General features: G+C 34.3%; 26 protein-coding genes. 17 read left to right on the forward strand and 9 right to left on the reverse strand.

Annotated elements, in window-relative coordinates; all coding sequences use genetic code 11:
- The first annotated feature begins 109 nt into the window (after nucleotides 1-109).
- From BKP56_RS03410 to BKP56_RS03420, 3 genes are all read left to right on the forward strand, one after another.
- The gene (locus BKP56_RS03410) at nucleotides 110-1,429 is read left to right on the forward strand and encodes an IS1380 family transposase (RefSeq protein WP_072693356.1); all 1,320 of its coding nucleotides are present in this window, start codon (nucleotides 110-112) and stop codon (nucleotides 1,427-1,429) included.
- 257 nt (nucleotides 1,430-1,686) lie between these two features.
- Nucleotides 1,687-2,043, forward strand: coding sequence for a hypothetical protein (locus tag BKP56_RS03415; protein ID WP_072693712.1), 357 nt, complete (start codon nucleotides 1,687-1,689; stop codon nucleotides 2,041-2,043).
- A 6-nt stretch (nucleotides 2,044-2,049) separates the two neighbouring features.
- Nucleotides 2,050-3,375 carry a hypothetical protein gene (locus tag BKP56_RS03420; RefSeq protein ID WP_072693713.1) on the forward strand — a complete coding sequence of 442 codons (1,326 nt, stop codon included), beginning with the start codon at nucleotides 2,050-2,052 and terminating at the stop codon, nucleotides 3,373-3,375.
- Nucleotides 3,376-3,400: 25 nt separating this feature from the next.
- Here BKP56_RS03420 and BKP56_RS03425 read toward each other — a convergent pair whose 3' ends face one another.
- The 3 genes from BKP56_RS03425 to BKP56_RS03435 all read right to left on the reverse strand — a co-directional run bounded on the left by BKP56_RS03425 (nucleotide 3,401) and on the right by BKP56_RS03435 (nucleotide 5,620).
- Nucleotides 3,401-4,591 (reverse strand): IS256 family transposase, encoded by a 1,191-nt coding sequence (locus tag BKP56_RS03425; RefSeq protein WP_072693692.1) that lies wholly within the window; start codon nucleotides 4,589-4,591, stop codon nucleotides 3,401-3,403.
- Nucleotides 4,592-5,028: 437 nt separating this feature from the next.
- Nucleotides 5,029-5,313: a hypothetical protein gene (locus tag BKP56_RS03430; RefSeq protein ID WP_072693714.1), complete on the reverse strand. Its 285-nt coding sequence runs from the start codon at nucleotides 5,311-5,313 to the stop codon at nucleotides 5,029-5,031.
- A gap of 19 nt (nucleotides 5,314-5,332) precedes the next feature.
- Nucleotides 5,333-5,620 (reverse strand): hypothetical protein, encoded by a 288-nt coding sequence (locus BKP56_RS03435; protein ID WP_072693715.1) that lies wholly within the window; start codon nucleotides 5,618-5,620, stop codon nucleotides 5,333-5,335.
- A gap of 253 nt (nucleotides 5,621-5,873) precedes the next feature.
- Here BKP56_RS03435 and BKP56_RS03440 point away from each other — a divergent pair, with 253 nt between their 5' ends.
- The 3 genes from BKP56_RS03440 (at nucleotide 5,874) to BKP56_RS03450 (ending at nucleotide 8,180) form a co-directional block, all read left to right on the forward strand.
- Complete coding sequence (locus tag BKP56_RS03440; protein WP_072693716.1) at nucleotides 5,874-6,566, forward strand: ABC transporter ATP-binding protein; 693 nt, start codon at nucleotides 5,874-5,876, stop codon at nucleotides 6,564-6,566.
- The gene (locus tag BKP56_RS03445; RefSeq protein ID WP_072693717.1) at nucleotides 6,566-7,696 is read left to right on the forward strand and encodes an ABC transporter permease; all 1,131 of its coding nucleotides are present in this window, start codon (nucleotides 6,566-6,568) and stop codon (nucleotides 7,694-7,696) included. The genes BKP56_RS03440 and BKP56_RS03445 overlap by 1 nt, the downstream gene beginning before the upstream one ends.
- 157 nt (nucleotides 7,697-7,853) lie before the next feature.
- Nucleotides 7,854-8,180, forward strand: a complete 327-nt coding sequence (locus BKP56_RS03450) for a four-helix bundle copper-binding protein (RefSeq protein WP_072693718.1) — start codon at nucleotides 7,854-7,856, stop codon at nucleotides 8,178-8,180.
- Nucleotides 8,181-8,411: 231 nt separating this feature from the next.
- Here the strand turns inward: BKP56_RS03450 and BKP56_RS03455 are convergent, their stop codons facing one another.
- A complete protein-coding gene (locus tag BKP56_RS03455; RefSeq protein ID WP_072693719.1) occupies nucleotides 8,412-9,437 on the reverse strand; it encodes a N(5)-(carboxyethyl)ornithine synthase in 1,026 nt (341 codons plus the stop codon).
- Nucleotides 9,438-9,619: 182 nt separating this feature from the next.
- Nucleotides 9,620-10,447 (reverse strand): GNAT family N-acetyltransferase, encoded by an 828-nt coding sequence (locus tag BKP56_RS03460; protein ID WP_072693720.1) that lies wholly within the window; start codon nucleotides 10,445-10,447, stop codon nucleotides 9,620-9,622.
- 342 nt (nucleotides 10,448-10,789) lie between these two features.
- Between BKP56_RS03460 and BKP56_RS03465 the strand changes: the two genes are divergently transcribed.
- From BKP56_RS03465 to BKP56_RS03495, 7 genes are all read left to right on the forward strand, one after another.
- Nucleotides 10,790-12,124: an ABC transporter substrate-binding protein gene (locus BKP56_RS03465; protein ID WP_072693721.1), complete on the forward strand. Its 1,335-nt coding sequence runs from the start codon at nucleotides 10,790-10,792 to the stop codon at nucleotides 12,122-12,124.
- A gap of 93 nt (nucleotides 12,125-12,217) precedes the next feature.
- Nucleotides 12,218-13,078, forward strand: a complete 861-nt coding sequence (locus tag BKP56_RS03470; RefSeq protein ID WP_072693722.1) for a carbohydrate ABC transporter permease — start codon at nucleotides 12,218-12,220, stop codon at nucleotides 13,076-13,078.
- Nucleotides 13,078-13,896 carry a carbohydrate ABC transporter permease gene (locus BKP56_RS03475; protein ID WP_072693723.1) on the forward strand — a complete coding sequence of 273 codons (819 nt, stop codon included), beginning with the start codon at nucleotides 13,078-13,080 and terminating at the stop codon, nucleotides 13,894-13,896. Before BKP56_RS03470 ends, BKP56_RS03475 begins: the two co-directional genes overlap by 1 nt.
- A 27-nt stretch (nucleotides 13,897-13,923) precedes the next feature.
- Nucleotides 13,924-14,637, forward strand: a complete 714-nt coding sequence (locus tag BKP56_RS03480; RefSeq protein ID WP_072693724.1) for a DUF624 domain-containing protein — start codon at nucleotides 13,924-13,926, stop codon at nucleotides 14,635-14,637.
- Between the two features lie 72 nt (nucleotides 14,638-14,709).
- Nucleotides 14,710-15,786: a mechanosensitive ion channel family protein gene (locus BKP56_RS03485; RefSeq protein WP_083540456.1), complete on the forward strand. Its 1,077-nt coding sequence runs from the start codon at nucleotides 14,710-14,712 to the stop codon at nucleotides 15,784-15,786.
- Nucleotides 15,787-15,976: 190 nt separating this feature from the next.
- The gene (locus BKP56_RS03490; protein ID WP_072693725.1) at nucleotides 15,977-17,302 is read left to right on the forward strand and encodes an IS3 family transposase; all 1,326 of its coding nucleotides are present in this window, start codon (nucleotides 15,977-15,979) and stop codon (nucleotides 17,300-17,302) included.
- Between the two features lie 179 nt (nucleotides 17,303-17,481).
- Entirely contained in the window at nucleotides 17,482-18,342 is an 861-nt protein-coding gene (locus tag BKP56_RS03495) for a helix-turn-helix domain-containing protein (RefSeq protein WP_072693726.1), read from the forward strand.
- Nucleotides 18,343-18,497: 155 nt separating this feature from the next.
- Here the strand turns inward: BKP56_RS03495 and BKP56_RS14205 are convergent, their stop codons facing one another.
- Entirely contained in the window at nucleotides 18,498-18,626 is a 129-nt protein-coding gene (locus tag BKP56_RS14205; protein ID WP_143744950.1) for a putative holin-like toxin, read from the reverse strand.
- Between the two features lie 360 nt (nucleotides 18,627-18,986).
- Nucleotides 18,987-19,910: a ring-cleaving dioxygenase gene (locus tag BKP56_RS03505; protein ID WP_072693727.1), complete on the reverse strand. Its 924-nt coding sequence runs from the start codon at nucleotides 19,908-19,910 to the stop codon at nucleotides 18,987-18,989.
- Between the two features lie 228 nt (nucleotides 19,911-20,138).
- Here BKP56_RS03505 and BKP56_RS03510 point away from each other — a divergent pair, with 228 nt between their 5' ends.
- From BKP56_RS03510 to BKP56_RS03520, 3 genes are read left to right on the forward strand one after another with little or no spacing between them, the layout of a single operon-like run.
- A complete protein-coding gene (locus tag BKP56_RS03510) occupies nucleotides 20,139-21,206 on the forward strand; it encodes a DUF871 domain-containing protein (protein ID WP_072693728.1) in 1,068 nt (355 codons plus the stop codon).
- A complete protein-coding gene (murQ, locus tag BKP56_RS03515; protein ID WP_072693729.1) occupies nucleotides 21,196-22,089 on the forward strand; it encodes an N-acetylmuramic acid 6-phosphate etherase in 894 nt (297 codons plus the stop codon). The genes BKP56_RS03510 and murQ overlap by 11 nt, the downstream gene beginning before the upstream one ends.
- A 32-nt stretch (nucleotides 22,090-22,121) precedes the next feature.
- Nucleotides 22,122-22,973: a MurR/RpiR family transcriptional regulator gene (locus BKP56_RS03520; RefSeq protein WP_072693730.1), complete on the forward strand. Its 852-nt coding sequence runs from the start codon at nucleotides 22,122-22,124 to the stop codon at nucleotides 22,971-22,973.
- Nucleotides 22,974-23,040: 67 nt separating this feature from the next.
- Here the strand turns inward: BKP56_RS03520 and BKP56_RS03525 are convergent, their stop codons facing one another.
- Nucleotides 23,041-23,406, reverse strand: coding sequence for a hypothetical protein (locus BKP56_RS03525; RefSeq protein ID WP_072693731.1), 366 nt, complete (start codon nucleotides 23,404-23,406; stop codon nucleotides 23,041-23,043).
- Nucleotides 23,407-23,431: 25 nt separating this feature from the next.
- Nucleotides 23,432-23,899, reverse strand: coding sequence for a hypothetical protein (locus BKP56_RS03530; protein WP_072693732.1), 468 nt, complete (start codon nucleotides 23,897-23,899; stop codon nucleotides 23,432-23,434).
- A 174-nt stretch (nucleotides 23,900-24,073) separates the two neighbouring features.
- On the opposite strand from BKP56_RS03530, the gene BKP56_RS03535 reads away from it, so the two are divergent.
- Nucleotides 24,074-24,379: a hypothetical protein gene (locus tag BKP56_RS03535; RefSeq protein ID WP_072693733.1), complete on the forward strand. Its 306-nt coding sequence runs from the start codon at nucleotides 24,074-24,076 to the stop codon at nucleotides 24,377-24,379.
- Nucleotides 24,380-24,819: the final 440 nt, after the last annotated feature.

Genomic DNA, 24,819 nt, shown 5'->3' on the forward strand with positions numbered 1-24,819 from the left:
GCAGGCACTATGATACTTTTATTGTTTCACCTGTTAAGTGATGAAAAAAGAACTCCATTCTGATATAGTAAAGGTGTCGAAACCAACCATAAGAAAAGGAGTTCTTCTAATGACTAGCTTACACAAAAAACAGATTAAATTCAATTCTAACATTACCATTTCGCATACAGGTGGACGCTTATCTAGTGATTCCGGTTTGGTCTTAGTTAAAGAACTAATGAATACCTTTGGTTTCTCTGATTTAGCTAAACGACTACTTCACTTAAAAGAAAATCGTGCTTACTTCATACATGATAATCTAGCAATTTTTGAGCAGCTTATTATGCAGCTAACGGCTGGTTATTCGACAGACTCTTCGGCTAATATATTAAGACATGATCCAGTATTTCAAGTTATTCTAGGTAGAAATCAGTTAGCCTCGCAATCGTCGCTTTCGCGATTTCTAGACCGTTTTTCAGAAGAGAACTTAGATCAGTTACAGTCATTAAATCAATCATTAATTGATAAAGCGCGTCTGATTCGTAATGATACCGAGTTGATCATTGATATTGATTCAACACACTCAGATACCTTTGGAAATCAAGAACAAACCGATTATAATGCCCACTATCAAACTTATGGATATCATCCTCTAGTTGCCTTTGATGGACTGACTGGAGATTTCTTAAAAGCTGAACTACGTTCAGGAAATCAATACACATCTAAAGGTGTAAAAGCTTTCATAGAACCTTTACTGCAGCATTATAATCACTCCTTACCGAATACCGACATACTCGTTCGTGGAGATAGTGGATTTGCAACACCAGAGGTGTATGAAGCTTGTGAAGCCAACAATAGCCACTATGTTATTCGTTTAAAGAACAATAAAAAAGTGAGTCAACTAGCTGAAAAATCAGTTCTATATGGTGAAAATCAGAAATGGGAAGAGAGAGAAGTGCAGTACTTTTCAGTACCTTATCAAGCTAAGTCATGGTCAAAACCTCGTCGTCTCTGCATTCGTTCTGTTCGAGAAGGAGGAGAACTCCTTTTTCAGCATACATTTATTGTGACAAACCTATCAAAAAATGTATCCCCTGAAGTCATATTCTCTCTTTATGCCAAACGTGGAACGATGGAAAACTTTATCAAAGAAGCGAAAGCAGGATTTTATTTTGATAAAACCGATAGTCCACGCTTCTTAGAAAATCATGTAAGGATGTTAATGAGTTTACTCGCTTATAACCTCATCAACTTTTTAAAGACGATTGGGTTTGATGAACGAGATAAAGGTCTGACTGTTCAATCCATACGACTGAAATTACTTAAAGTAGCCGGGAAACTTGTCCAAACAGGTAGGCAAGTCTATCTTAAACTGTCTAGTTATCACGTTTATCATAAAGAATTCTATGCTGTCTTCGACCGCCTGAGGCGGTCCCATTCATGGGTATAAACTAAGCGGATACTATTTATTTAAGAGAAAAGTTCCAAGGGATAAGTGTGCCCAAAATTATACAAAAGTAATTTTTGGGCACTTACAAAAATGAAAAGAGTCTTTAAAAAGATTGTTTTGGGCAAAAGTTATCAAAATAAATAAAGCGAGAATGATTTTTTTAAGAGATTTACTTAAAATACAGAGTTATGAATTATTCAGGCTTAATAATATTTCTATTAAGTAACGGTTATATAGACGAAAATTATGAGGATTATATGAACTATTTTTATCCAAATGACTTGAAAAGGGAAGATAAATTATTTCTGAGGAATTTACTCTCTTATGGAAAAAGTGAACCAAGTAAAAAATTGAGGAACTTAGAGTCTCTTACTGAAGTATTAAAAGATGAAGATTATAATCGAGTAGGTATTCTTAACTTTAGTTTATCTGAGTATATTATAGACAGAAAGATGGAAAGGCAACTTTCTACAATATTATCTGTAGCTAAACAAAGCGACAATTATAAGTTTGTATTAGATTTGTATGGGAATCTCTTGAAATATGATAACGCGAAAGATACTGATAATAGAATATTTTTTGTTGTGACTTTGTTCTCGACTTGGGAAAATTAACTTTCATTGGCAATCGAAAAGTATAAAAGTAAAAGCGAAGAAAGTAATAACTTATTGAAAGGTTTAGTGCTTGATGGATTAACCTATTTGAATAGCAATAGCGAAGCTTACGAAAAAGAAAAATTAGTCTTAGTAAAATTTATTAATCAGAATAGCTCGTTATTTGAAAACGTCTCTGAGCTTACGTGGAATCAATTTAACGAAAATGGAATTGATAAGCTTAAAAAAATGGAAATTAAATTAACTAAAATTGATCATGAACAAATGTACGGTAAGTTATTTGAGTCGATAATTGAGAGTGATTTATATGAGTTAAATTACGAGAATATTGAAGAAATTGCTATATTTGAAGGGATATTAACAGATAAATCAGACATTGAGAAATTTAAACACGAGAATCTAACTCTATTAATGAACTCAAAAAACGATATATTAAAAACAAGAATCAAGAAAAATCTGAACGAGTATTTGAATCTATATTTGTTATTTTCTAATCGTGATACATATGATATTGAAGAAAATGTATTATGGGTTTTAAATAGTAAAAATGTAGCGGATACTACTAAGGTTGAATATATAGAATCAATGAAGCACCGTGTTGAAAATCTTGAAGAAATTGACGAGCATAAAACAAGGGAAACTTTAATCGTAAATATCAAAGTTATTTCAAATATCCAAAACATAGTAAGATATTTCCAACAATCGCATAAAAACTGGAATGAAGAATTAATAAACTTTGTCAATCAAGTTCAACATAAAATAAAAGTTGACTATGATGAGGTTATTGAAGAGTTTGACGAGATTGGATTTTTTGAGGCTACTTTAGCTTTGAATGAATTACGTGATAATCGTTACGAAGATATTATTGGAGAGAGCAACTATAAATTAACTAACGATCAATTCACTATTAAAAATCTGCAAGATAATAAAATTAGTCTATTACTAAAGCATGGCATGATTTCAATGAACTCTACTAACCTAGAGAATATAAGAGAAAACTACCGAGATATTTTGATTGATTTTATACAGTCAGATATTGAAGCCTATCTAGGTTTGGTGACAGATCAAGTGAGTGAGAGTGAAATAATTGGTCTATTGAATTCGAATCTTAGCGTGGAGAATATGGATAGAATTTTATCTACAATAGGTAATTCTAAGAAAATAAGTTTAGCTGAAATCAAGAGAGATCACCCACTCATGCAGACATTAATTGCAAAACATCTCAAAGAGAGCGATAAAAAAATACTCTTCAGTGAGTTCAATCAATATATACAAAGTATAAAAAATTATATTGTAAACATTGCTATCGAGAGCGTCAAGAAGTTTGTGTAAATAAAAAGTTCCTTCTGTAAAAAACTTATCTTTCTTCTAGTTCTCCAAACATTTCCCAAAGTTCTGCTTCAGCTTGTTGGAAACCGCGGTGGCTTCGAGTTAAAAATTTCTGATTGTACAGATCAAAATTTGAGACTAAAAAGCGATCCATAGATTCTTCATTTTGAAATTGCTCTTTACGCCGACTGTATTTTTTAATTTGTTTGTTAAAAGACTCAATCAAATTAGTGGAGTACAAGCTTCTTCGGATTGAAGCAGGAAAGTCATAAAAGGTCAGTAAGCTATCGTTCTCTAAAATAGATTTGGTTACTCTAGGGTAGCGGGTGTGCCACTTCTCTGTGAAATCTAGTCGAGCTTCGATTGCTTTTTCTCGTGAGTCCGCTTGGTAAACAGCTTTAAAGTCTTCGCATATGTCTCTTCGATCTGCTACGCGTACTTTACTGGCAAGATTGCGAGAAACATGCACACAACAGTGTTGATACGCTGCACTGGGAAATACTTGATGAATGGTATCTTTAATCCCTTTAAGCCCATCAGTCACAAAGAGGAGAGCGGACTGAACGCCTCGACTTACTAAGTCTTCTAGTAGCTCTTTCCAAGTTATGGTCGATTCATTCGGTGCGATGGCATAACCCAGTACTTCTTTAGCGCCGTCTGGACGGATGCCTACGGCAATATGAATGGCTTCTTTATCGACGGTTTTACGTTTTAAAGGAATATAGGTTGCGTCCAGATAAATAGCGGCATAGTGCTTATTTAGTGAACGCTTTTTAAAAGCAGCGACTTCTTCAGAAAAGACTTTCGTCATATTGGACATCGTCTGTGGCGTATAATGATGGCCATACATTTTCTCAATTAGATCGGCAATTTCGGACATCGTGATCCCCTTTCGAAAAAGATGGATAATCGTTTCTTCCAAGGTCTCATTGGTTCGCTTATAGGCTGGGAAAGTCTGTTGTTTAAATTCACCATTCCGATCACGTGGAATCTGAAGCTGAAGTTCGCCGTATTCGGTTTTGACCTTACGATCATAGGTGCCATTCCGAGAGTTTCCTGAATGGAAACCGATCCGATCATATTTTTCATAATCCAAAAAGGCAGTTAATTCTGTTTTTAAGAGGGTGTTAACGGCTAATTCTAGATGAGAACGAAAACATTCGTTTAAATCACCTTTTGTGGCTAGAGTCTGTAAGATATCTGTAGTAAGATTGTTCATAGGGAAGTCCTCTTTTCTGTGAATGTAGTGTGGTAACTCTATTCTACAGAAGGGACTTCCTTTTTTCTATTTACACAAGATATTTTACACTCTCAATTATGCCTATTTTAAAAGTGGTGTACAATAGTTCTAGACTAAAAAGCTGTCAATAACAGGTTAATTTTTTATATTGATAAGTCCAATTTTATAAATTTAAGCGCGTGCTTTTTTTTCATATATCAACGTCATTTAGATAGAACCGAAAAATAAGTAAATGAATAAGACCCACTTAAAAGAATTATAAAAGGACAATTCTTCCAGATGGGTCTCTGCATTTAAAGAGTTATTAGAAAATGTGTTTCTACTTCGTCTTTTCCTGATACTTAAAAAATTGTTGAGAAAATTAGTATATTTACATTTTATTGAATGCACCACAGCGTTAATATTTCTAATACTCCTTAATAAGTATAATAACTATAAGTATACTTATATGTTCTAGTGAAAAGCGTTGAAGAAACTTGTCTTTGAGTTGTTGAACCTTTAGTATAGCCATTTGTAAATCTCAGTAATTTAGTTGTGCGTCCAGTAATAGAACCATATTGAGCATCGTCAACATAGTAGGTTCTATAGTAGTAATCATCGACCTCAGCAACCTGAGCAGCTTCTGCAGTATTAGGAAAAGTAATAATACATAAGATTCCAACACTTAGAAATAAAATGATTTTCATGACCCGTTTTTTCATATCGATATAAACCCCTTTCCTAATAAGTATAGTACGAATAAGTATATTTATATGTTACTTTGAAAAGAGTTGAAGAGTATTGCGAACGAGTAGGACCACTTCTAGTGTAACCATTTGCAAATCTCAAATCTTTATAAGTATGTCCATAGTTTTCGCTGAATCTACCAGTAGATTTAGTCATTTGAGCAAAATAAGAATCAGGAACACTTTCGACATGAGCAGCTTCTGCTGTGTTAGGAGAAGTTACGAACATTATAGAGAAAACTCCTAATACTAACGCTAACTTTAAGCCCGTTTTTTTTAGCATATTGGTATCTCCTTTCAGTTAGGATATAGACTATATTACAAAAAAGTTCGAATAAGTAATTTTGTAATATAGTCTTAAGACTATCATAACGGTCTGTATTTATAACGTCAATGAATTTCTTTTAAAAATTATTAATTTATTTATAGTAGTATTACCACTTTATCTATAGTATTATGAATAATACTATAGATAAAGTAGGTTGAACTAGAAAATACACCGAAAAACATATTTGATGAATGAAGGAGAATGAAGGGTGAAAGTAACAAATTTAACTATAAAGTATAAAAAGAAGGTAATTCTTAAAAATATTAATCTAGAAATTACTCAATCGGAAATTATAGGGTTAGTTGCACCGAACGGAACAGGAAAAACAACGCTTTTAAGGGCAATATCGGGGCTCATACAACCTCAAGAGGGAAGTGTTTCTATAGAAGGAAAGACAGTTCACGACGATAGAGAAGCCTATTACAAAAAATTGTACTACGTCGAAAGTAATCATACGTTATATCCTAACTTAAATGGAATGGATCATCTTTCTTATGTGAAATCCGTATGGGAATCATCAATAGATGTAGAAGTGGTAATCCGTAAATTAGGTATTTCAGATTATATTAACAAACCTATAAAAAAATTGTCTTTGGGAATGAAACAACATATATTATTAGCTATGTGTATTGTAAGTGATGCAGACGTTATTTTATTAGATGAGCCAATGAATGGGTTAGACCCTACTAGTATAAGAATAATCAGTAAATACATTGAAGAAATGAAAAAAGACGATAAAATTTTTATTATTTCTTCGCATATACTTTCTAATATAGATACCATTACGGACAAAGTTCTTTTTCTTAAAGATGGCAATATAGTTCATTCTATAGATAGTAAAAAGAATGGTGAATCTTCAGAAAATGTCTACAACAAATTATATGGTATGGAGGAAGAATGATGTTTAATCATCTAGTATTTGAAATAAAAAAAATATTGAAGGATAAATTGTACATAGTGATACTAGCCATAACAGTAGCTCTATTTTTAATACCTTTAATAGCAATTCCAGATATGCAATCTGATATGGATGAAACAGCTGCACTGGAAACGGAAATTTTTCAAGCCGAAGAAGGCATACGAGAAATGGAACAAGCTAATGTAGATCTAGCAGTAAAAGATGAAACTGAACGATTAGATTTATTGAAAAGCTTATTGCAAGAAAATGAAGGAAATGATTCCTCTAAAAAATTAGAAGCGAAACTAGCATATGAGGAAAAAGTTCTTGAACAAATGGAGGCAGGGTCGCGTGTAGGGATCCCTATAGTTGAACAACGTAAAATAGTTGCGGAATTAGGTTACTTAGTGGACAATGATTTACCCTCTCTAGAGACATTTAGTAATAGTACACCAGGGGTCAATTACATTTCTAGTATCTTTCAGGGATTTTTCCCTTTCATAATGATATTAATTCTGCCGGTCGTGATTTGTAGCAATATATTTTCTGCTGAAAAGAACAAGGAAACAAAAGATTTTTTGAATATGACGCCTTTGCCACACAGAGTATTTGCCTCGTCTAAAATGATTGTCTCTGTCGGATACAGTATTATCGTTTTTTTTGTAGCTATGATTATTTCTTTTATAGCGGCTACTGTCAAAAATGGACCAGGCATGTGGAATTATCCAATTCCTCGCTCAGAGGATGGCATTCACGTTGATATCATAACAACATTTGAATTTTTAGTTAAAGTATCTATTTTATTACTACTAATTATCGTGTTCATCTCGTTTCTTTCACTGTTAGTTTCTAGATTTACAGATAACGTCTTTATCAATCTATTTGTATTGCTGATTATTATTATAATTCCTAGTACACCTGTTTTTAGCCCCGACTCTGCCTTGGCTAGCTTTGGACACTATATACCTTTAACGTATTTTGATATTTCTAAAGTTCTTACTTATGGAAATGAATATATGCCAAGGCTAAATCAACAAGTTAATTTTATGAATGGTGTAATAAGTTTGTCTATTTTTTCTGTAATAGGCGCTATTATTTCAGGTATCATTATCAAGGTTAAAAAAAGACTGTAATTATGTTTACTCTCAGAAGTTAGAATGTTTACTCTAACTTCTGGGGGTCGGCACCTTCACAGCTTCCTTTTTTGTGCTTTAAGCTTTTCACTTGTCATAAAATATGGTTGAAAGTAGACTAATAATAGAATAAAAAAAATAATAGGAGTGATAGACAATGAGTGAAGCAGTAGAAACGTTAGTCAGTAAAGTAGCTGCGTGTGCTAAAGCATGTAACGAGTGTTTTGATGCCTGTTTAAAAGAAGACGACGTAAAGATGATGGCGAACTGCATCCGTACAGATCGTGAATGTGCCGATTTATGTGGAATCGTAGCGGACTTTGCCTATAGAGAAAGCGAAGTATTTCCTGACCTAGTAGCAGCATGTGCTAAAGCTTGCGGTATTTGTGCAGAGGAATGTGAGAAGCATGACATGCAACACTGTCAAGACTGTGCTAAAGCTTGCCGCGAATGCGAAAAAGCTTGTAAAGATTATCTAGGTTAAGAAGATGTTGGTTGAGACAGTTTTAAATTTTTCCATAAATAAATATAAAAGAAATTAAGAGATGTAGCTTATTTGAGAATTGAACTTGATAAAATCAATATTTATACTTTATCTTTCTATTTAACCTATTAGAGACCCTTAGAAGTCAAAGTGAAATTCAACTTCTAGGGGTCTCTATCATATCTAAGCAAAATATAAAATTTAAATTCTAGAAGAATATTATCTTAACAATTAAATCATTGAAGCCGGATCTTGTCTGTCAGACTGTATTAATGAGTCATGTATAGATCGATGCTGGAATTGATTGATTCTTTCATCAATAATTCGTCCGTTATCGACAATCAGAGCATTCTTTAAAATCTTGTTGGGACGGTTTTCTACTAATTTATCGATATAGTTAGCAGTTTCTGAAGAAATGGCATTTGAAGAAGAGCGATAGAAAATAGTTGGGGTATGATCGACTGCGTAATGGACAACTCCATCAACTTTGTAGATAGGATTATTTAAAGAGGTAGGAACGGTGGTTTCAATGGCACCTTGCTCGTCACAGCTAACGTCAATAAACAGTGTACCAGGTTTGAATTGTTTTAAATCTTTTTGGTAAATAAGATGATCCGTGCGAGAAGTATCCCATAAGATCGCATTGACAATAACATCGAATTCAGTCATTTCTTTTTGAAATAACTTTTCTTGTTTGCGGTTATAGACTTTAACATCTGCACCTAAACCGATTAAAATACGTTGGGCTCCCCGTGCAGTATTACCGCGCCCTAAAATAGCTACTTTTGTATCATACGGCATTACGCCATTTAATTGATAGGCATGCATAACAGCAGCTTCTCCAGCTAGTTCATTATTGCGCCAGTAGGAATGGCGATTGTCTTCATACATGTCTTCCCATGCATAGGCAGATAACTGATTAGCAACTAATGTATCTGTTATTTCTTTATTCTGTACTGCATGGACCCATCCAAATATTGTTTGACCTGGATGTAAATCTTTTATAAAAGTAGCATCTCCGATTTTAGGATCGCATACGATATCCTGTGCCAAAGCAACCTTCCTAGAAACGATTTGGCAACCTAAAGCTGCATATTCAGTATCAGAAATATTTAAATCGCTTCCATAATTTCTTTCAAAGAATAACGCTTCACGATGTTTTAATTCTACTATGTCTTTAGGTAATAAGGCAATTCGCTTTTCACCAAGTTTGTGGCTATTGACAAAACCGATTGTTTTAAATGGTTTTTTTAGCATATTTCCTAACCTCCTAATTATGATCCATAAGTGTGTTGAGCAACATTTAGTACTTTATTATCTCATTAATGACAGCTAGATACAAATTTATATTAAAATAGTGTATTAAGACCTATTTTCACATAAACTTGTACTTCAAAATTTTTAGAGATTAATTAATTTATTTATAGACATTTAATCGTTTAAGCTTTTTTATAAGTGTAATAATCTTGAGCATGAATTACTGTAAAGCCAACAGCTTTATATAATCCTAATGCATTAGTGTTAGTTGTTTCTACTTCTAGATGGACAGAGTAGCCTTTTTTACTTTGCTCTTGTACGAGATAACGTAATACGTTGCTTCCGATGCCTTTTCCTTGGTACTCAGGAAGAATTGAAAAACCGTAAATCCATGCTTGACTGTCTTCTAGATAGATCTGTATTTTACCAATCGCTTTATGGTTCACTTCAATCATGAATAAATCAGTATCTGGATCATTGATAATGTTGCTTTCATTTGCCAAGGCATCTTCTTCGGATAAATCGAATGCTAGCATATCAAGTTGAATCCTTAAGTCTGCATCTTTTCTTTCCGTAGGGCGTAATTTGAATCCAGAGTAAGAAACGGTTAGTGGTCTTGGCTCCCATTTCATCTGATGTTCAGTAAAGCTATAGTCTGCTTTTTGTTTCTTAAGAAAATCCTTTGCTTCTCTAGCTGTAGAGGGAGCATTTAATAAGATTTTTTTATAACCGATTTTAGCCGCTGATTTCATTGATTTTTTAAATAATTTTGTGAACTGTCCTTTCCGGCGTTCTCTGGGTTTAACCATACCAGTTACTTCAACAGTTGATCCAAAAGGATATAACCCAATAAAAGCTATTAATTCATTATTTTCATAGTGTAAGAAATCAAAGTGATATGCTTCTCTATCGCGAAGCATATCCCAATTCAATTTTAATTCAATTTTATCAAATACTTCTACTTCTTTTTGAAGCTTTTCTACATCGTAAAGTTGTTCCATTGTTAACATGTACAAGCCTCCGAAATTTTTTTGTTAATTGGCTGTTATAGAAAGTTGTTTATTATATATCGGTCAAGTAAAGAGTACTTTTATGATGATGGATTAAGAAAAGGCCAATAAATCATTATACAATAAAACAAATAGATTAATATACTATGATTTTATCATAATTGTTCAGTGTATAGCTATTTTAAAAGGTTGCTCATGACAAATCATTATATAAGAAAATAAACAAGTGAAATCATATAAATTGCAAAAATGAAAACGGTTGTATTACAATTAGTTTACCTAATAATTTACTTATTGTGATCATTTTGTATGGGTGATAGACTTTTGGAAAGGGAGATCAATATGTTAGAAAATCATGATTCTAAGGTGAGAATAGGAGCGCTTTTTACAGGAGCTTGTGCAGTGCTTTTAGCGGCATGTGGTAACGAAAGTGGTGCTGGACCAGGCGGGATGGGGACAGAATCTGGAGGAAGTGATGGAGATGGCGAAACCATTCAATTGAATATTATGCAAGGAAAAGTAGAATTCAATGAACAGTTCAATGAATTGGCAGATCAATACATGGAAGAGAATGAAAATGTTCAGATAGAAATAACATCCGTTGGTGGAGGAACAGATTATTTCACACAATTGACAACTCGATTTTCTTCTGGTGATGAGCCGGACATATTCAGTGTGGCTGGGCCAAATGAAATTGAACAATTTCAGGATACAATGGCAGATATGTCAGATACAGAAGCTGCTGATGCAGCTTTAGAAGGAACAATTGAAAATGTCACTCATGAGGATGGACGAATTGATGCTATTCCGTACAATTTAGAGGGTTATGGATTTATTTATAATAAGGAAGTATTAGAACAAGCTGGAGTTGATCCTGAAGAGCTTTCCACTTATGAGGAATTAAAAGCAGCGGTTGAAACAATTGATAGTCAAAAAGAAGATTTAGGGATTGAAGCAGTATTTGCTTTACCTGGTGCTGAAAGCTGGGTCATGGGAGACCATTTAGCTAATGTTTACTTATCACCAGAATTAAATGAAAATTCTGTTGACGCATATAATGCAGAATCATTAGAGTTTGAAAGAGCTGATGAATTCAAAAATATGTTGGATTTACAGGCGAACTATTCTGTTGAACCTGTACTCAGTTTAGATTATTCTCAACAGGTAGAAGAATATTTCTCTCTAGGACAAGTAGCTATGATCCAACAAGGGAATTGGATTTATCCTACCTTAGAGCAGATGGATCCTGATTTTGCAGAAAATAACGTAGGAATGATTCCGATACCTTTGGAGGGATATGAGGATCAATTGCCGGTCGGTGTTCCTAACTATTGGGCAGTGAACAGTAATAATGATGAGGCTACGGTACAAGCAGCTAAAGACTTTCTGGATTGGATGTATCTGTCAGATGAGGGAAAAGAATTTGTGGTTTCTGAATTCAATTTTGTACCTGCTTATGAAGGATACGAAGATATGGAGATTAATGATCCACTTTCTCAAACGGTTTACGATTATTCACAAAATGGTGAAACGTTAGGCTGGGTCTTTACAGGATTTCCTACCGGTTATCAATTAAATGAATTCGGGCCTAATTTACAAGCGTACCTGGGAGGAGAAATGACCTGGGAAGAAGCAATCGAAGCATCAAAACAAGCTTGGGTGTCTATGAGACAGTGATACACTTGAGAAGGACCGGGTGATGCTTGATGAATCACGGTTCTTCTCTTTTTTTAAAGAATTTAATGTTTGATTCAGAAAGGAAGTAATGAGATGAGGAATAAAGAATTTACATTTTGGTTATTTATTACCCCCGTATTACTTAGTCTTACATTAGTAGTGATTCTTCCCGTAGTCATGGGTTTATTTTATTCTTTTACTAATTGGAATGGATTGAATTTTACCAGCTTTGTTGGATTGAATCATTATAAGCGGTTACTTGGAGACGAACAGTTTCTGCAATCACTTTGGTTTACCGTTAAGTTTTCAGTTGCCAGTATTATTTTACTGAATGTTATTGGTTTGAGTCTGGCACTTTTAGTAACGAGTAAATTAAAAAGCAGAAATATTTTGAGAACGGTTTTCTTTATGCCGAATCTGATTGGCGGGTTGATATTAGGGTTTATCTGGCAATTTATTTTTATTAGAGTATTTGCTTCTGTCGGAGAATTGATTGGAGTAGAGTCACTCCAAGTGTGGTTAGCGACGCCAGGTACTGGTTTTTGGGGGCTCGTTATTTTGACTGTCTGGCAGATGGCAGGATATATCATGATTATTTATATTGCTTATTTGCAGGGAGTTCCTAAAGAACTATTGGAATCTGCAGAAATTGATGGAGCTACGCCCTTTCAAAAATTTAGACATGTCATTTTTCCTTTGATTGCACCAGCATTTACTGTCACGATGTTTTTGACCCTTTCAAATTCTTTTAAAATATATGACCAAAACTTATCTTTAACAGGCGGAGGTCCGTATAATTCTACTCAAATGGTAGCAATGAATATCGTGGATACAGCATTCTCTGGGAATCAGATGGCATATGGACAATCTAAAGCAATTATATTCTTTCTGATTGTTGCGGTTATTTCTCTGAGTCAAGTCTACTACAATAAGAAAAGAGAGGTCGATTTATAATGAAAAAGAAGAAAAAATCTCTCTATTTGTTGGAAATTATCGGAATTCTTTTGGGAATAGTCTGGATTTCACCATTTTATTTGATGATCGTTAATAGCTTCAAGGATCCGAGAGGTATCTTTTCCAATGTGCTAACACCGCCTTCAGAATTAAACTTTGAAAATTATCAGCAAGCATTTGAAGATTTAGAATTTGTTCGTTCTTTTTTTAATTCGCTTCTGATAACAGTAGCCAGCGTTCTCGTCATTATTATTTTTTCTTCTATGGCAGGGTACGCATTAGCTAGAAACAAAAGTAAATTAAGCAGTGTTTTGTTACTGCTGTTTGTAGCAGCTATGCTGATTCCTTTTCAATCAGTAATGATTCCGTTGACCTCAAACTTTGGTCAAATCGGAATGCTCAATCGTCTGGGGTTGATTTTAATGTATTTAGGATTTGGCTGTAGCTTATCGATCTTTCTTTATCATGGTGCCATGACAAGTATTTCGGTTACGTTAGACGAAGCAGCAAGAATGGATGGGGCCAATAAATTTCAGATTTTCTGGAGAATTATCTTTCCTTTATTGAAGCCGATCTCGGTTACGGTAGCTATCTTAAACGTTATCTGGATCTGGAATGATTATTTACTCCCTTCATTAGTCCTAGGAAATAATAGTCAGACGATTCCCATTCGCATGTTTTATTTCTTTGGACAATATACGAAACAATGGCATTTAGCTTTAGCGGGACTGACCATTGCCATTATTCCGGTTATCATTTTTTACTTTAGCTCTCAGAAACAAATCGTAGAAGGTGTAGCAGAAGGCGCTCTTAAATAGCTATTAAATCAGCAAAGGAGAAAAGACATGTGGAAAGACAAAGCCTATTCTGTGGCATATGAATTATCAGATAAAATCAGTAAATTATTTGTAGCTAACTTGTTATGGATTATTTTGAATAGTCCACTTCTGATTGTGGTGATTCAACTCCAGATCGTTACTCAACCCAGTAGCTACTATGTATTATTACCTCTATTATCTTTAGGGCTTCCACTTTTCTTTTTTCCATCTACCCAAGCTTTGTTTTGTCTAGTAAGAGATATAGTATTGCAAACGCCGGTGTCTACAGTAAAAACATTCTGGAGGTATTGGGTTAGTAATTTTAAAGAAAGTTTAAAAATGGGGATACTACTATCAGGGTTATTTACTGGACTTGGTCTTCTCATATATTATAGCTGGTCAATTAGTTTTATTCTATTTACTGTAGCATTTATCGCTTTACTTTTTACTTTAATCATAATGGTGCAATTATTCTGTTTTCAAGCTCACTTTGAGATGCCATTTATTTGGAAGTTGAAAAGAGCACAACAATTGGTTTTTGCCAGAATTTTTTATTCTATTGGATCTTTTATGTTAGTTCTATTCATGATTTATGCAAGTTTTGAAATAAGCATAGCCGTTTTTGTATGGATGACGCCAGTAGCTTGTGTATATACAAGTTTTATTATATTCAATTATCAGTACAATAAGATTATTTCAAATAAAAAAGTCCAATGGAATCGAGACTCTGAATCAATGTAAAGAGTTCTTTTAGAGGTTTATATCAGTATTTGCTATAATTGACTAACAGGTCAAAATAGAGGGGCGAATAAATTGGCAATTTTAGAAGGCTGGCTAGAATATTTAAATGAAGCAGGAATTACTTATTGGCTTGGGGGTATAGCAGGATTAATTAGTATACTAGTTGTTAGGTCTATCTTAAAAAAAGTCGGTAAACGATTAATTCAATCAGAAAGATGGCAAGTACTATGGAAAGCATTTGTAAATTGGACTACGCTTTTTGTTCTAGTCGTTTATCTGCTATCTTACTTATCCAACACACCATGGCTGTATGAAACACTTTTTACTTTTGGAGACACCAGGGTCACGATTTTTTTGATTTTAGCAGTCCTTTTTGTGGTAATCGTAGCGATTCGTTTTTCAAATGCGGTAAAAAAGCATGTGTTACCGAGTGTGTATTCTAGATATGAGCTAGATAGAGGGATGCAGGCTACGTTCAATACGTTATTCCAATATGTTGTTGTAGCACTGGCGATTCTGATCGCATTATCTTCTCTTGGATTTAATTTGACTAGTTTGACAGTATTTGCAAGTGTGTTAGGTGTTGGGATCGGGTTTGGACTACAAAATATTATGTCGAATTTTATATCAGGTTTGATTATTTTATTTGAACGTCCGGTTAAAGTCGGTGATAGAATCATTATTGACGAAACAATCGCGGATGTGGAAGAGATTAAGATGCGCGCAACAATTGTAAGAACAAGAGCAAATGAACGAATGATCATTCCCAACTCTTTCTTTCTAGAAGAGAAATTCATTAACAGATCTTATGCAGACACTAAGCTTCGAATTTCTGTTGAGGTAGGCGTTGCTTATGATAGTGATGTTCGATTAGTTAAACAGCTCATAGAAGAATCGATAAAGGAATTAAATGAAGAAATTTGGCATAATATTTTGGCCGATCCTGAACCAAGGGTTTTCTTTGAAAATTTTGGAGAATCTTCTTTAGATTTTAAGGTTTGGTTCTGGATAGATCAGCAAGCGGATGAAAGAGAATTTCGTATTCCAAGTGATCTGAGATTTAAGCTGTTTGAAAAATTTAATGCTCATGATATCGAAATCCCTTTCCCGCAGAGAGATTTACATTTAATTCAGCAAGAGAAAGAATAATATTTAAAAACACGCTAGTCCTTAGTAAAATGGACCCTATAGAATGGACACTAAAAAAAGTGCCCTCTATAGGGTCTATTTTTGTATACTTATATAGAAAAATATAAGTATGGTTGATTTAAGATTATTCAGTCCATTAAAACCATATTCCACATTGACTGCACAACTACGTGCAGAAAGGAGCTACTAAATGTCAAAGTTAACATTTACACCAAAACAAATCCAATTTTTAAAGACAAACCCATATGTAAAAAATGTATCTGAAAAAAGCATTACTTATTCCGATGAATTCAAACGCCATTTTGTTTCAGAATCATTGGACTCAAAAACGGCAAAGCAAATATTTTCTGAAGCAGGATTTGATTTGGATATGCTTGGTGAAACTAGAGTAAAAGCATTCTCTAAGAAATGGCGAAAAAAATATCGGGATAATGGCGTTTTGGCGTTGAAAGACACTCGACAGGACCATTCGGGCAGAGTTCGAAAGACAGAACTAACATCTGAACAACAAATTGAAAAGTTACAAGCCAAAATCTCCTTACTAGAACAAGAAAATGAACTGTTAAAAAAATCAGAATGGAGCGAAAGGAGGCTAGAAAAAAACGAAAAGACTAGCGAAATCTTCGCAAGAATCCATAAAATGAAAACAGATGGTTCCTACACAGGAACCATTGTAGATGCATGTGATGTGTTGGAGGTTTCCCGTTCCGGTTACTACAATTATTTGAAGAGTTCAGGCACTAGGAATGTACGAGATGAAGAAGATCAGGCTTGGAGAACCAAAATTGAAAAAGCTTATAGTTATCGTGGTTACGAGAAAGGCTCTCGAAGCATTGTCATGTATTTCAAGAATATTCTGGGTATCACAGTCAATCGTAAAAAGGTACAGCGTTTGATGAGGAAATTTAATATTTTCTGCCCCATTCGTAAAGCGAATCCCTATAAAAGAATGGCAAAAGCTACCAAAGAACATCGCACTGTTGAAAACCAGCTGGAACGTCAATTTGATCAAGGGATAGCCCACAAAGTTCTATTAACAGATATTACTTACCTACCTGGAGCTGATGGTTTCCTGGGTTATTTATCAACCATTAAAGATGGTACGACGAAAGAAATTTTAGCTCATTATGTATCTGATAATCTAAAACTTGATATTTCGCTAAACACCGTAGATGCTTTAATGAGCGCTCACGGTGCAACGTTACATAAAGATGCTTTTATCCATTCAGATCAAGGCGTACATTACACTAGCCCTAAATTTCATAAGAAGTTGATAGAGAATCATTTAGGGCAGTCCATGTCCAGAAGAGGTAACTGTTGGGACAACGCCCCCCAAGAGTCATTCTTCGGACATTTGAAGGATGAAATGAACTATGAAAATTGTACGAACCTAGAAGAATTGCGAGCAACTGTGAGTGATTACATTGACTATTATAATAATGAACGTGGGCAATGGAACCTAAAAAAATTGCCCCCTGTTCATTACAGGGAACAATTTTTATCAGGTATTGCATAAGGTCTCTTTTTTTAAATGTCTTTGACATAGGGTCCATTTTATAGTTGACTAGCGTGTTTTATTAATAGAGTCATATTAATAAAATTTAGCTTTATAGTGTGGAAAATTAAAAGATGCTTAGGTATAATGAGACTATTATAATCACATTTATATTTTATAAGGAACGAGGCATCAGATATATGCGCTTAGGGGAGAAGATCAAAAGAAGAAGAAAAGAAATTGGTATGACACAGATTGATCTTGCTGAAGGAATCTGTACTCAGGCAATGGTTAGTAGATTAGAGAAACAGAAAGTACGACCTAGTCGAGACCTGATGGAGAAATTAGCGGATCGAATGGACACCCCGATGAGTTATTTCTATGGGGAAGATTCTCTAGAGACGAGACATTCTCAAGTCAGCCAATTATGTAAAATGATCAGACAGCATCTTGATAGAAGAGAATATGATTCAGTCGCTTATTTGGTAGAGACAAACCATGAATTAGTTGCCCGTTCTGTTGGAGAAGATAAATTGTTTTTCGAATGGATCAAAGGGTTGTTATACACGCATAGAGATGGGGACTATGATAAAGCATTAAAACATCTGATCGCAATCGAAGAAGGTACGAAAAAAGGTGAACTACGAGTTGAAATCATCGACAGTATTGGAAACCAGTATCAGCGAAAACAAGAGTACAATAAAGCTGAAGAGTACTACCAAAAAGGATTTGAATCTTTTTCAGAATGGATGGGACATGAGAAAAAAGCAAAACTATTATTGAATTATTCTCTATGTCTATCTAAACAAGGGAAGTATCGCGATTCTTTGGAGAAGGTACTACAAGGACTTGAATTATTGATAGAAAATAATACACTTTTTTTATTAGGAGATTTCTTTTATCAAAAGGGTTTATGCCTAGAGCATTTAGATCAAAGTCACCAAGCAGTAGAATCTTACAAGAAGGCTGCTTTTGTCTTCGAAATTCAGCAAAATGAACGATTCATAACGATGGCTAACCTGGCAATTGATGAATTAGAAGAAGCAGAAGTAGAAAATTAAAAAACAAAAAACGAGTTCACGACAGCTTAAAAGTGGTTGTGAATTCGTTTTTTTTTGTAAAGGAGATCCTTATCTTAATAGCTAGGGAACTAATAACGAAAGGCAGAGTAAAAGTACAAACTTTACAGTTGAATAGATGTATATGGCTATTTTACTTATTGGCAAATACGGCTACTTATTTTTTTGTTACTATTCAGCTTGATCAATATGATTACAAGATTAATTAGGAAAATCAAAAGACTGCCAAAAGCAATTATAAGCTGTAACGCTTCAGCTATGGACAAAAAGGCTTATCCTTTCTAAGGTTTTAACACTTACATATATAAGCATCACCACGATCCAAGATAGCAACTATTTTAACTTGCTACAAGTATAGTACATCATGATTTTACTATTTAATTTTTAATAGCTTGTCGCAAATGCTTTAGTTCTTTTGAAGATATAATAATCAAAATATTTTACATAAAATGATTTATTCTATGTTGAAAAGTTTGTAATTCATTAATAACAGTGAATATAAGTAGTAGTATAGAGCTTTATGAGATTTCAAACTAGTTAGTCTTTATTTGTAAGATTATCTGGGTGTCTCTTGTTGTTCAATTTCATAAGAGAACTGCTAATAGTTTAAGGCAGAGATAAGTTTTTTAAGAAAGAAGTGGTAAGTGAGCCTCAATCAACGCTCTTTTTGATTCAAGCCATTCTGGTAGTAGCAGCGTTTCTCCAAGATGTTCTAATGGTTCATCTACTGTGAACCCAGGCGTATCAGTAGCGATCTCCATTATAATTCCTCCCGGTTCTTTGAAGTAAATGGCTTTGAAGTACTGACGGTCCTTTACTTCGGTTGTTTGATAACCGTTATCCATCAAGTAATCTTGCCATTCTAGATGGTCCGAAAAATCTTTTGAACGAAAAGCGATATGATGAACCGTACCTACTCCAAAGGAACCTGAAAGACTTTCTGATTTTTTCAAATCAATTGTATTACCAAGTGTTCCTTCTGCTTTAAAACGAATATAGTCTTCGGTTTCCTCTACCTTCTCAAATCCCATATGATTTTCTAAAAGTTCTGCTGTTCTATCCGGTTGCGCAGATAAAAGAGCAGCACCAGCAAACCCTTTTATAGATTTTTCTTCAGGAATTCCTTCAGACAACCATGTGTTTTCAGCGGAAACAGATCTAGCTGCAATAGCTAAATTAAGTCCATGAGAATCTTGAAAGAATAGAGTTTCTTCCCCAAATAGTGATTTTTGTTCTACTTTTATATTGAAAGAACGCAGTCTCTCACTCCAGAAGTCTAAAGCATCTTCGGAGACAAAAAACATGGTTCTGCCAACTTGACCAGTTCCGACGGTTCCTGAGTAAGCTTTAGGCCAAGGGAAAAAAGTCATAATAGTTCCCGGAGTGCCCTCTTCATTACCAAAATATAAGTGATAAGTTCCTGGATCATCAAAATTTACAGTTTTTTTAATCAGTCTAAGCCCCAGAACCTCTGAATAAAAAGCCACGGTTTCTTTGGGGCTTCCTACGATAGCAGAAATATGGTGAATTCCAACTGTTTTTTTCATCATCCAACGCTTCCTTTAATTTATATATTATAAAAATATTTATCTCTAATTCGTACTATATTCTATGACTTTATATTAGCTCTCTTAAATTAAGATGTCAATCATCTATACTTATTTTTTATAAGCGAAATACTTTTATGAAATCCACTTTATAAATTGAAATAATATTTCATTTCGTTCATAATAAAAGAGAAATCAAATATTAAATTTAGTAGAGAGGGTCGTTCGATTATGTTAGGAGCATCACTTTACTTATCTCAGTCTGAAGAAATGAATATGCAAAATTTGAAAGTATTAAACGAAGTAGGAGTTAAAACGATTTTTACCTCTCTTCATATTCCTGAAGAAGATCCTGAACAAACGTTAAGTGGGTTGAAACGGATTACAGGTAAAATAAAAAACTATGGTATGAACTTGATGGCAGATGTATCGTCAAGTACATTAGAACAGTATTCAATCACAAAAGAAAAAGCAATTGATTTTTTTAAGGAATTTGGGATTACAAGCTTAAGAATTGATCATGGGTTTTCGTATACAGAAATTAAAACTTTCTCAAAACATTTTCAGATCATCTTGAATGCGAGTACGATTACTGAAGAAACTTGTACTTCACTCATGAAAGCGGGGATGAATCTGTCGGAGGTTACGGTCTGTCATAATTATTATCCTAGAGAAAATACAGGACTAGATAGAAATTTCTTCTTAAAGAGAAATAAGTACTTAAAAGATAAAGGATTCAAAATACAAGCATTTATTCCAGGAAATCTCAAAAAGAGGGGACCGATATATGCGGGACTACCTACACTAGAAGAGCATCGCAATATAGATCCGCTTGTTGCTTATATGGATTTAAAAGAAACCTTCCTGGTAGATGAAGTTCTGATTGGAGATATCCTTATGAAAGAAAGTACCGTCACTAGAATAAAAAAATGGATAGAAGAGGAAGTTATCGTTTTACCCATTACCAATGTGCACACTAATCTACCGGAAAATTTTTATGAAATTCATCATAATAGACAAGATGTAGCAAGAGATGTCCTTCGTTCAGAAGGTTCAAGGGTTGCTTTAAAAGGGCAGTCATTTGAACCCATTCAAGCTAAGCAACGACCAACGGGTTCTATTACGTTAGATAACGATTTATATGGTAGGTATGTAGGAGAACTACAAGTGATAAAGAGAGCATTGCCTGCAGATGATCGAGTAAATGTGTTAGGTCAAGTTAAAGACGCTTCATTAGGGTTACTAGAGCACATAACTGCAGGAGTCAAATTTCAATTTATGGAGGACTATGATGAGTAAAATGAATACAGAACAGAGAAATCCTCGTTCAATGAATTTGGATACATTATCTGTACCGGAAATGACAGAACTGATGAATGAAGAAGATACTACAGTTACTAAAGCTATTCGTCAAAGCATGAATCAGATCAATGACTTAATCTCAGTTGTTATTAAGCAAATGGAAAAAGGTGGCAGATTATTTTATATTGGTGCAGGAACGAGTGGACGTCTTGGGATATTAGATGCCGCAGAATGCGTACCGACATTTGGAACATCACCTGAGTGGGTTCAAGGAATAATTGCCGGTGGAGAAAAAGCTGTTTTGGAAGCAGTAGAAGGGGCAGAAGACTCTGAAGCATTAGCCGTCAAAGATTTAAAGGATAAAAATTTGAATGAAAAAGATGTGGTGATCGGAATTGCGGCAAGTGGGCGTACGCCTTATGTAAAGGGTGCTTTAAAATACGCGAAAGAAGTCGGGGCACAGACAGGATCGATTTCCAACAATCCTGACTCCGCTATCAGTGAGCTTGCGAATTACCCCGTAGAAGTCGTAACAGGACCGGAAGTCCTAACAGGGTCTACACGCTTAAAAGCAGGAACAGCTCAGAAGTTAGTCTTAAATATGATCTCTACAGTGACTATGGTAAAATTAGGAAAAGCCTACGAGAATTTAATGGTAGACGTTCAAGCAACAAATGAGAAATTAGTTGATCGATCCAAACGAATCATTATGGAAGCTACAGACTGTTCGATTGAAGAGGCCGAAAAATATTATGAGCAATCTCATTCGGTAAAGACTGCTATTGTTCAAATATTGGCAGAAGTAACGTTAGGCGAAGCGGAAAGTTTGTTGGATCAGAAACACGGTCGTGTTCGTGAAGCAATTCGTTCTCAGCAATAGGATTATCCTAAGGGACAAAGGACTGTAAAAATATGACAGAAAAAAATATTCTAGGAAGAATTAAAAGTATCTCTGATCAATTACCGAAAGCAGAAAGAAAAATTGCGCATTTCATACTGGAAAATCCAGAAGAAGTAATTAATATGACTGCTTCAAAGTTAGGAAAAGAAGCAGAATCTAGTGCTGCAACAGTAATCCGATTGTGTAAAAGAGTGGATATTTCCAGCTTTACACAGCTCAAGGTACTCCTATCTAGAGAAGTCATTCAGACTAACCCTATGGGGTACTCTGATATTACACCGGACGAGCCACTTGAAGATATTATGGACAAGTTGCTGGGTAATGCCTTTCAATCTATGCAGGATACTGTTTCAGTGATTAATGAGCGTTCTTTACTTGAAGCGGTAAGAGTATTAAAATCTTCTTCGATCATTTATTTATATGGAATTGGAGCATCTAACCTAGTAGCAGAAAATATTGCTCATAAGTGGAATCGAATCGGAAAAACATGTATCAGTTTTTCTGATCCACATGTACTGTTAGCCGCAATGTCTGCTCCAAAAGAAGGACAGATTTTTTTCGGGATATCTAACTCAGGAGAAACCAAAGAAGTTGTGAAAATACTAGAATTAGCTAAAGATAATGGGTATAAAACGATTGCCTTAACCCAATTCGGAAAAAATAGTTTATCTAAAAAAGCAGACATCTCTCTCCAGCATGTTAGAGCTCAAGAAGGTGCTTTAAGGAGCGCGGCAACAAGTTCTCTGCATGCTCAATTTATTCTGGTAGATATCCTGTTTTACGTATATGCTTCAAAAAATTATGATAAAATAATCAATCTGATTCGTCATTCTAGAGAACAGATCGAAAAATATAGTCAGTAAAGATGATAGAACACCCAAATACTAAGTAATCATAGTCTTTGGGTGTTCTTTATGTTCTTAAAGAGACCTAATCAGTTAAAATACTAGAGGGAGCTTTATCTAAATTCTTTAAAAGATAAACTTCGTCATTATCAAAATAATAATAGAATTGATCTCCTTTTTGAGTAAGGAGTAAGTCTGTTTTGTTTTCGCTGTGGATAGAATAGACACCCTCCTCTTCTTTTTTGAAAGTACCTGAATCAACCAATTTTGAATTGAAATATTCTTCAAATTCTCCCTCATGGGTAAAAGACATCATAATAATATTAGGAGGATTGGTTTCTGATTGATAAGTTCCGAGTAGTCTGGGCGGTGGTTCAGTGGTTTTTTGATATAAATAAAAGCTTAAAATAAGGATCAAAGCTATAGAGCCGCCGGTTAATAGTTTTTTCATTCGTATCATCCGTTCTTATGATTGTTTATGGAAATCTTAAAGGACGTTTTTCCCCATGTTCAGCGATTTCAAATATAAAGGAAGCACAAAGACAAGCGAATAAAAACTCAGCCAATAAAATAATTAAAGAGATGATAATGACCCAGCTTGCTTCCTCTATACCCGGCAACAGATTTCCTAAAGGAACACCGATTATGTTATTAACGATAGGGAAAAATAAAAAGGATAATATCCATTTTATCGCGAAAGCTAGTGTATCTATTAGAAAATGACCTTTATTACGTCTCTTGGCTAATCCAAAAATAATATATGTACATAAACAAGCAAACAAAAATTTTCCCAGTAAAATCAATAAACCCAATAAAAGAGAGAGTTGAATTTCCTCTGAAGTAGAAATGAAATTTTCATCAATAAAATTGAGTAAGCCATTAATCATATATAATAACAAAAAAGGTAACCCAAATTTTAATACTATTCTTAAATCTTTTTTCATAATACTTCCACCTTAAAACGTTATTTTAAAAAGTTAATTCTTTATGTAAGAATACTTTATTGAAAAGTTTTAGTCTAGGTAAGAATGTGTACTCATTTTTTTAGAGAAGGAGTATATTTTTGGAAAGAAGAATTGAATTAAATAGTAACGAATACAAAGAGAGGAGGTTCTAGAATGAATACTAAAAATAGTTTAATTGCTTTAGTAATCATAGATCTTTTATTTTTTTCAACCTATTTTATATATCTTATGTTTCCTATTTATCTGGGATATTATCCAATAGGAATTGCTCAAATTTTATTACTAATAATATGTCTTGTTTTTTTCGGTATTTATGGAAAATGTGTTTTTAAAAGTGCAGAAGCAGAAAAAGATAAGTTAGTACAATATGTACCTATTATTTTACTTGTTGTTGGATATTTGATTTCAATGTGTATAATAGCAATTAGTATATTTTGGTGGGTTGCTTTTATGCCGTGATTTTATATAGTCAGATATACTTAAAGTTATTTTAGAAATTATCTTGGAGTAACCAAGACCTTTTTTCAATAAAGGTAGAACAAAAAAGCCTATCCGATTAAGGAATAGGCTTTTCTTAGGTGCGCCCAGCATGGGCGATAACTTGGTGGTGAAAGTCCACTACAGACTTTGCAGTAGGAACTGTTAGCTGAAAGCAAGGGTGTCCATCGTGAGGTGGAATCTAAAGGAAGCTGGAGGCAAACACTCGCACTGACGAACAGAACCCTTATATGAAGGCTGAAGAGGGACGGATGAGTCTGCCTAACAAGACAAAGTCCAATACTGCACGAATCCCATACAGTAAATGAGGCAGTGACATGAGTGGAAGGTTATGACTACTGCCACACATTTGTACCATTGATGCCAACTTTCTTACCACTGTTTGCCAAAGAATGTACCAC

This window comes from Marinilactibacillus sp. 15R (assembly GCF_001895285.1).
Classification (GTDB): domain Bacteria; phylum Bacillota; class Bacilli; order Lactobacillales; family Carnobacteriaceae_A; genus Marinilactibacillus; species Marinilactibacillus piezotolerans.

Excerpts from the sequence above, each read along its gene's own strand:
- BKP56_RS03455 (WP_072693719.1), bottom strand. The coding sequence starts at position 9,437 with ATGCTAAAAAAACCATTTAAAACAATCGGTTTTGTCAATAGCCACAAA.
- BKP56_RS03525 (WP_072693731.1), bottom strand. The coding sequence starts at position 23,406 with ATGAAAAAACTATTAACCGGCGGCTCTATAGCTTTGATCCTTATTTTA.
- BKP56_RS03450 (WP_072693718.1), top strand. The coding sequence starts at position 7,854 with ATGAGTGAAGCAGTAGAAACGTTAGTCAGTAAAGTAGCTGCGTGTGCT.
- BKP56_RS03475 (WP_072693723.1), top strand. The coding sequence starts at position 13,078 with ATGAAAAAGAAGAAAAAATCTCTCTATTTGTTGGAAATTATCGGAATT.
- BKP56_RS03520 (WP_072693730.1), top strand. The coding sequence starts at position 22,122 with ATGACAGAAAAAAATATTCTAGGAAGAATTAAAAGTATCTCTGATCAA.
- BKP56_RS03435 (WP_072693715.1), bottom strand. The coding sequence starts at position 5,620 with ATGCTAAAAAAAACGGGCTTAAAGTTAGCGTTAGTATTAGGAGTTTTC.
- BKP56_RS03505 (WP_072693727.1), bottom strand. The coding sequence starts at position 19,910 with ATGATGAAAAAAACAGTTGGAATTCACCATATTTCTGCTATCGTAGGA.
- BKP56_RS03465 (WP_072693721.1), top strand. The coding sequence starts at position 10,790 with ATGTTAGAAAATCATGATTCTAAGGTGAGAATAGGAGCGCTTTTTACA.
- BKP56_RS03480 (WP_072693724.1), top strand. The coding sequence starts at position 13,924 with ATGTGGAAAGACAAAGCCTATTCTGTGGCATATGAATTATCAGATAAA.
- BKP56_RS03495 (WP_072693726.1), top strand. The coding sequence starts at position 17,482 with ATGCGCTTAGGGGAGAAGATCAAAAGAAGAAGAAAAGAAATTGGTATG.
- BKP56_RS03470 (WP_072693722.1), top strand. The coding sequence starts at position 12,218 with ATGAGGAATAAAGAATTTACATTTTGGTTATTTATTACCCCCGTATTA.
- BKP56_RS03530 (WP_072693732.1), bottom strand. The coding sequence starts at position 23,899 with ATGAAAAAAGATTTAAGAATAGTATTAAAATTTGGGTTACCTTTTTTG.
- BKP56_RS03460 (WP_072693720.1), bottom strand. The coding sequence starts at position 10,447 with ATGTTAACAATGGAACAACTTTACGATGTAGAAAAGCTTCAAAAAGAA.
- BKP56_RS03425 (WP_072693692.1), bottom strand. The coding sequence starts at position 4,591 with ATGAACAATCTTACTACAGATATCTTACAGACTCTAGCCACAAAAGGT.
- BKP56_RS03510 (WP_072693728.1), top strand. The coding sequence starts at position 20,139 with ATGTTAGGAGCATCACTTTACTTATCTCAGTCTGAAGAAATGAATATG.
- BKP56_RS03490 (WP_072693725.1), top strand. The coding sequence starts at position 15,977 with ATGTCAAAGTTAACATTTACACCAAAACAAATCCAATTTTTAAAGACA.
- BKP56_RS03430 (WP_072693714.1), bottom strand. The coding sequence starts at position 5,313 with ATGAAAAAACGGGTCATGAAAATCATTTTATTTCTAAGTGTTGGAATC.
- BKP56_RS03535 (WP_072693733.1), top strand. The coding sequence starts at position 24,074 with ATGAATACTAAAAATAGTTTAATTGCTTTAGTAATCATAGATCTTTTA.
- murQ (WP_072693729.1), top strand. The coding sequence starts at position 21,196 with ATGATGAGTAAAATGAATACAGAACAGAGAAATCCTCGTTCAATGAAT.
- BKP56_RS03410 (WP_072693356.1), top strand. The coding sequence starts at position 110 with ATGACTAGCTTACACAAAAAACAGATTAAATTCAATTCTAACATTACC.
- BKP56_RS03445 (WP_072693717.1), top strand. The coding sequence starts at position 6,566 with ATGTTTAATCATCTAGTATTTGAAATAAAAAAAATATTGAAGGATAAA.
- BKP56_RS03415 (WP_072693712.1), top strand. The coding sequence starts at position 1,687 with ATGAACTATTTTTATCCAAATGACTTGAAAAGGGAAGATAAATTATTT.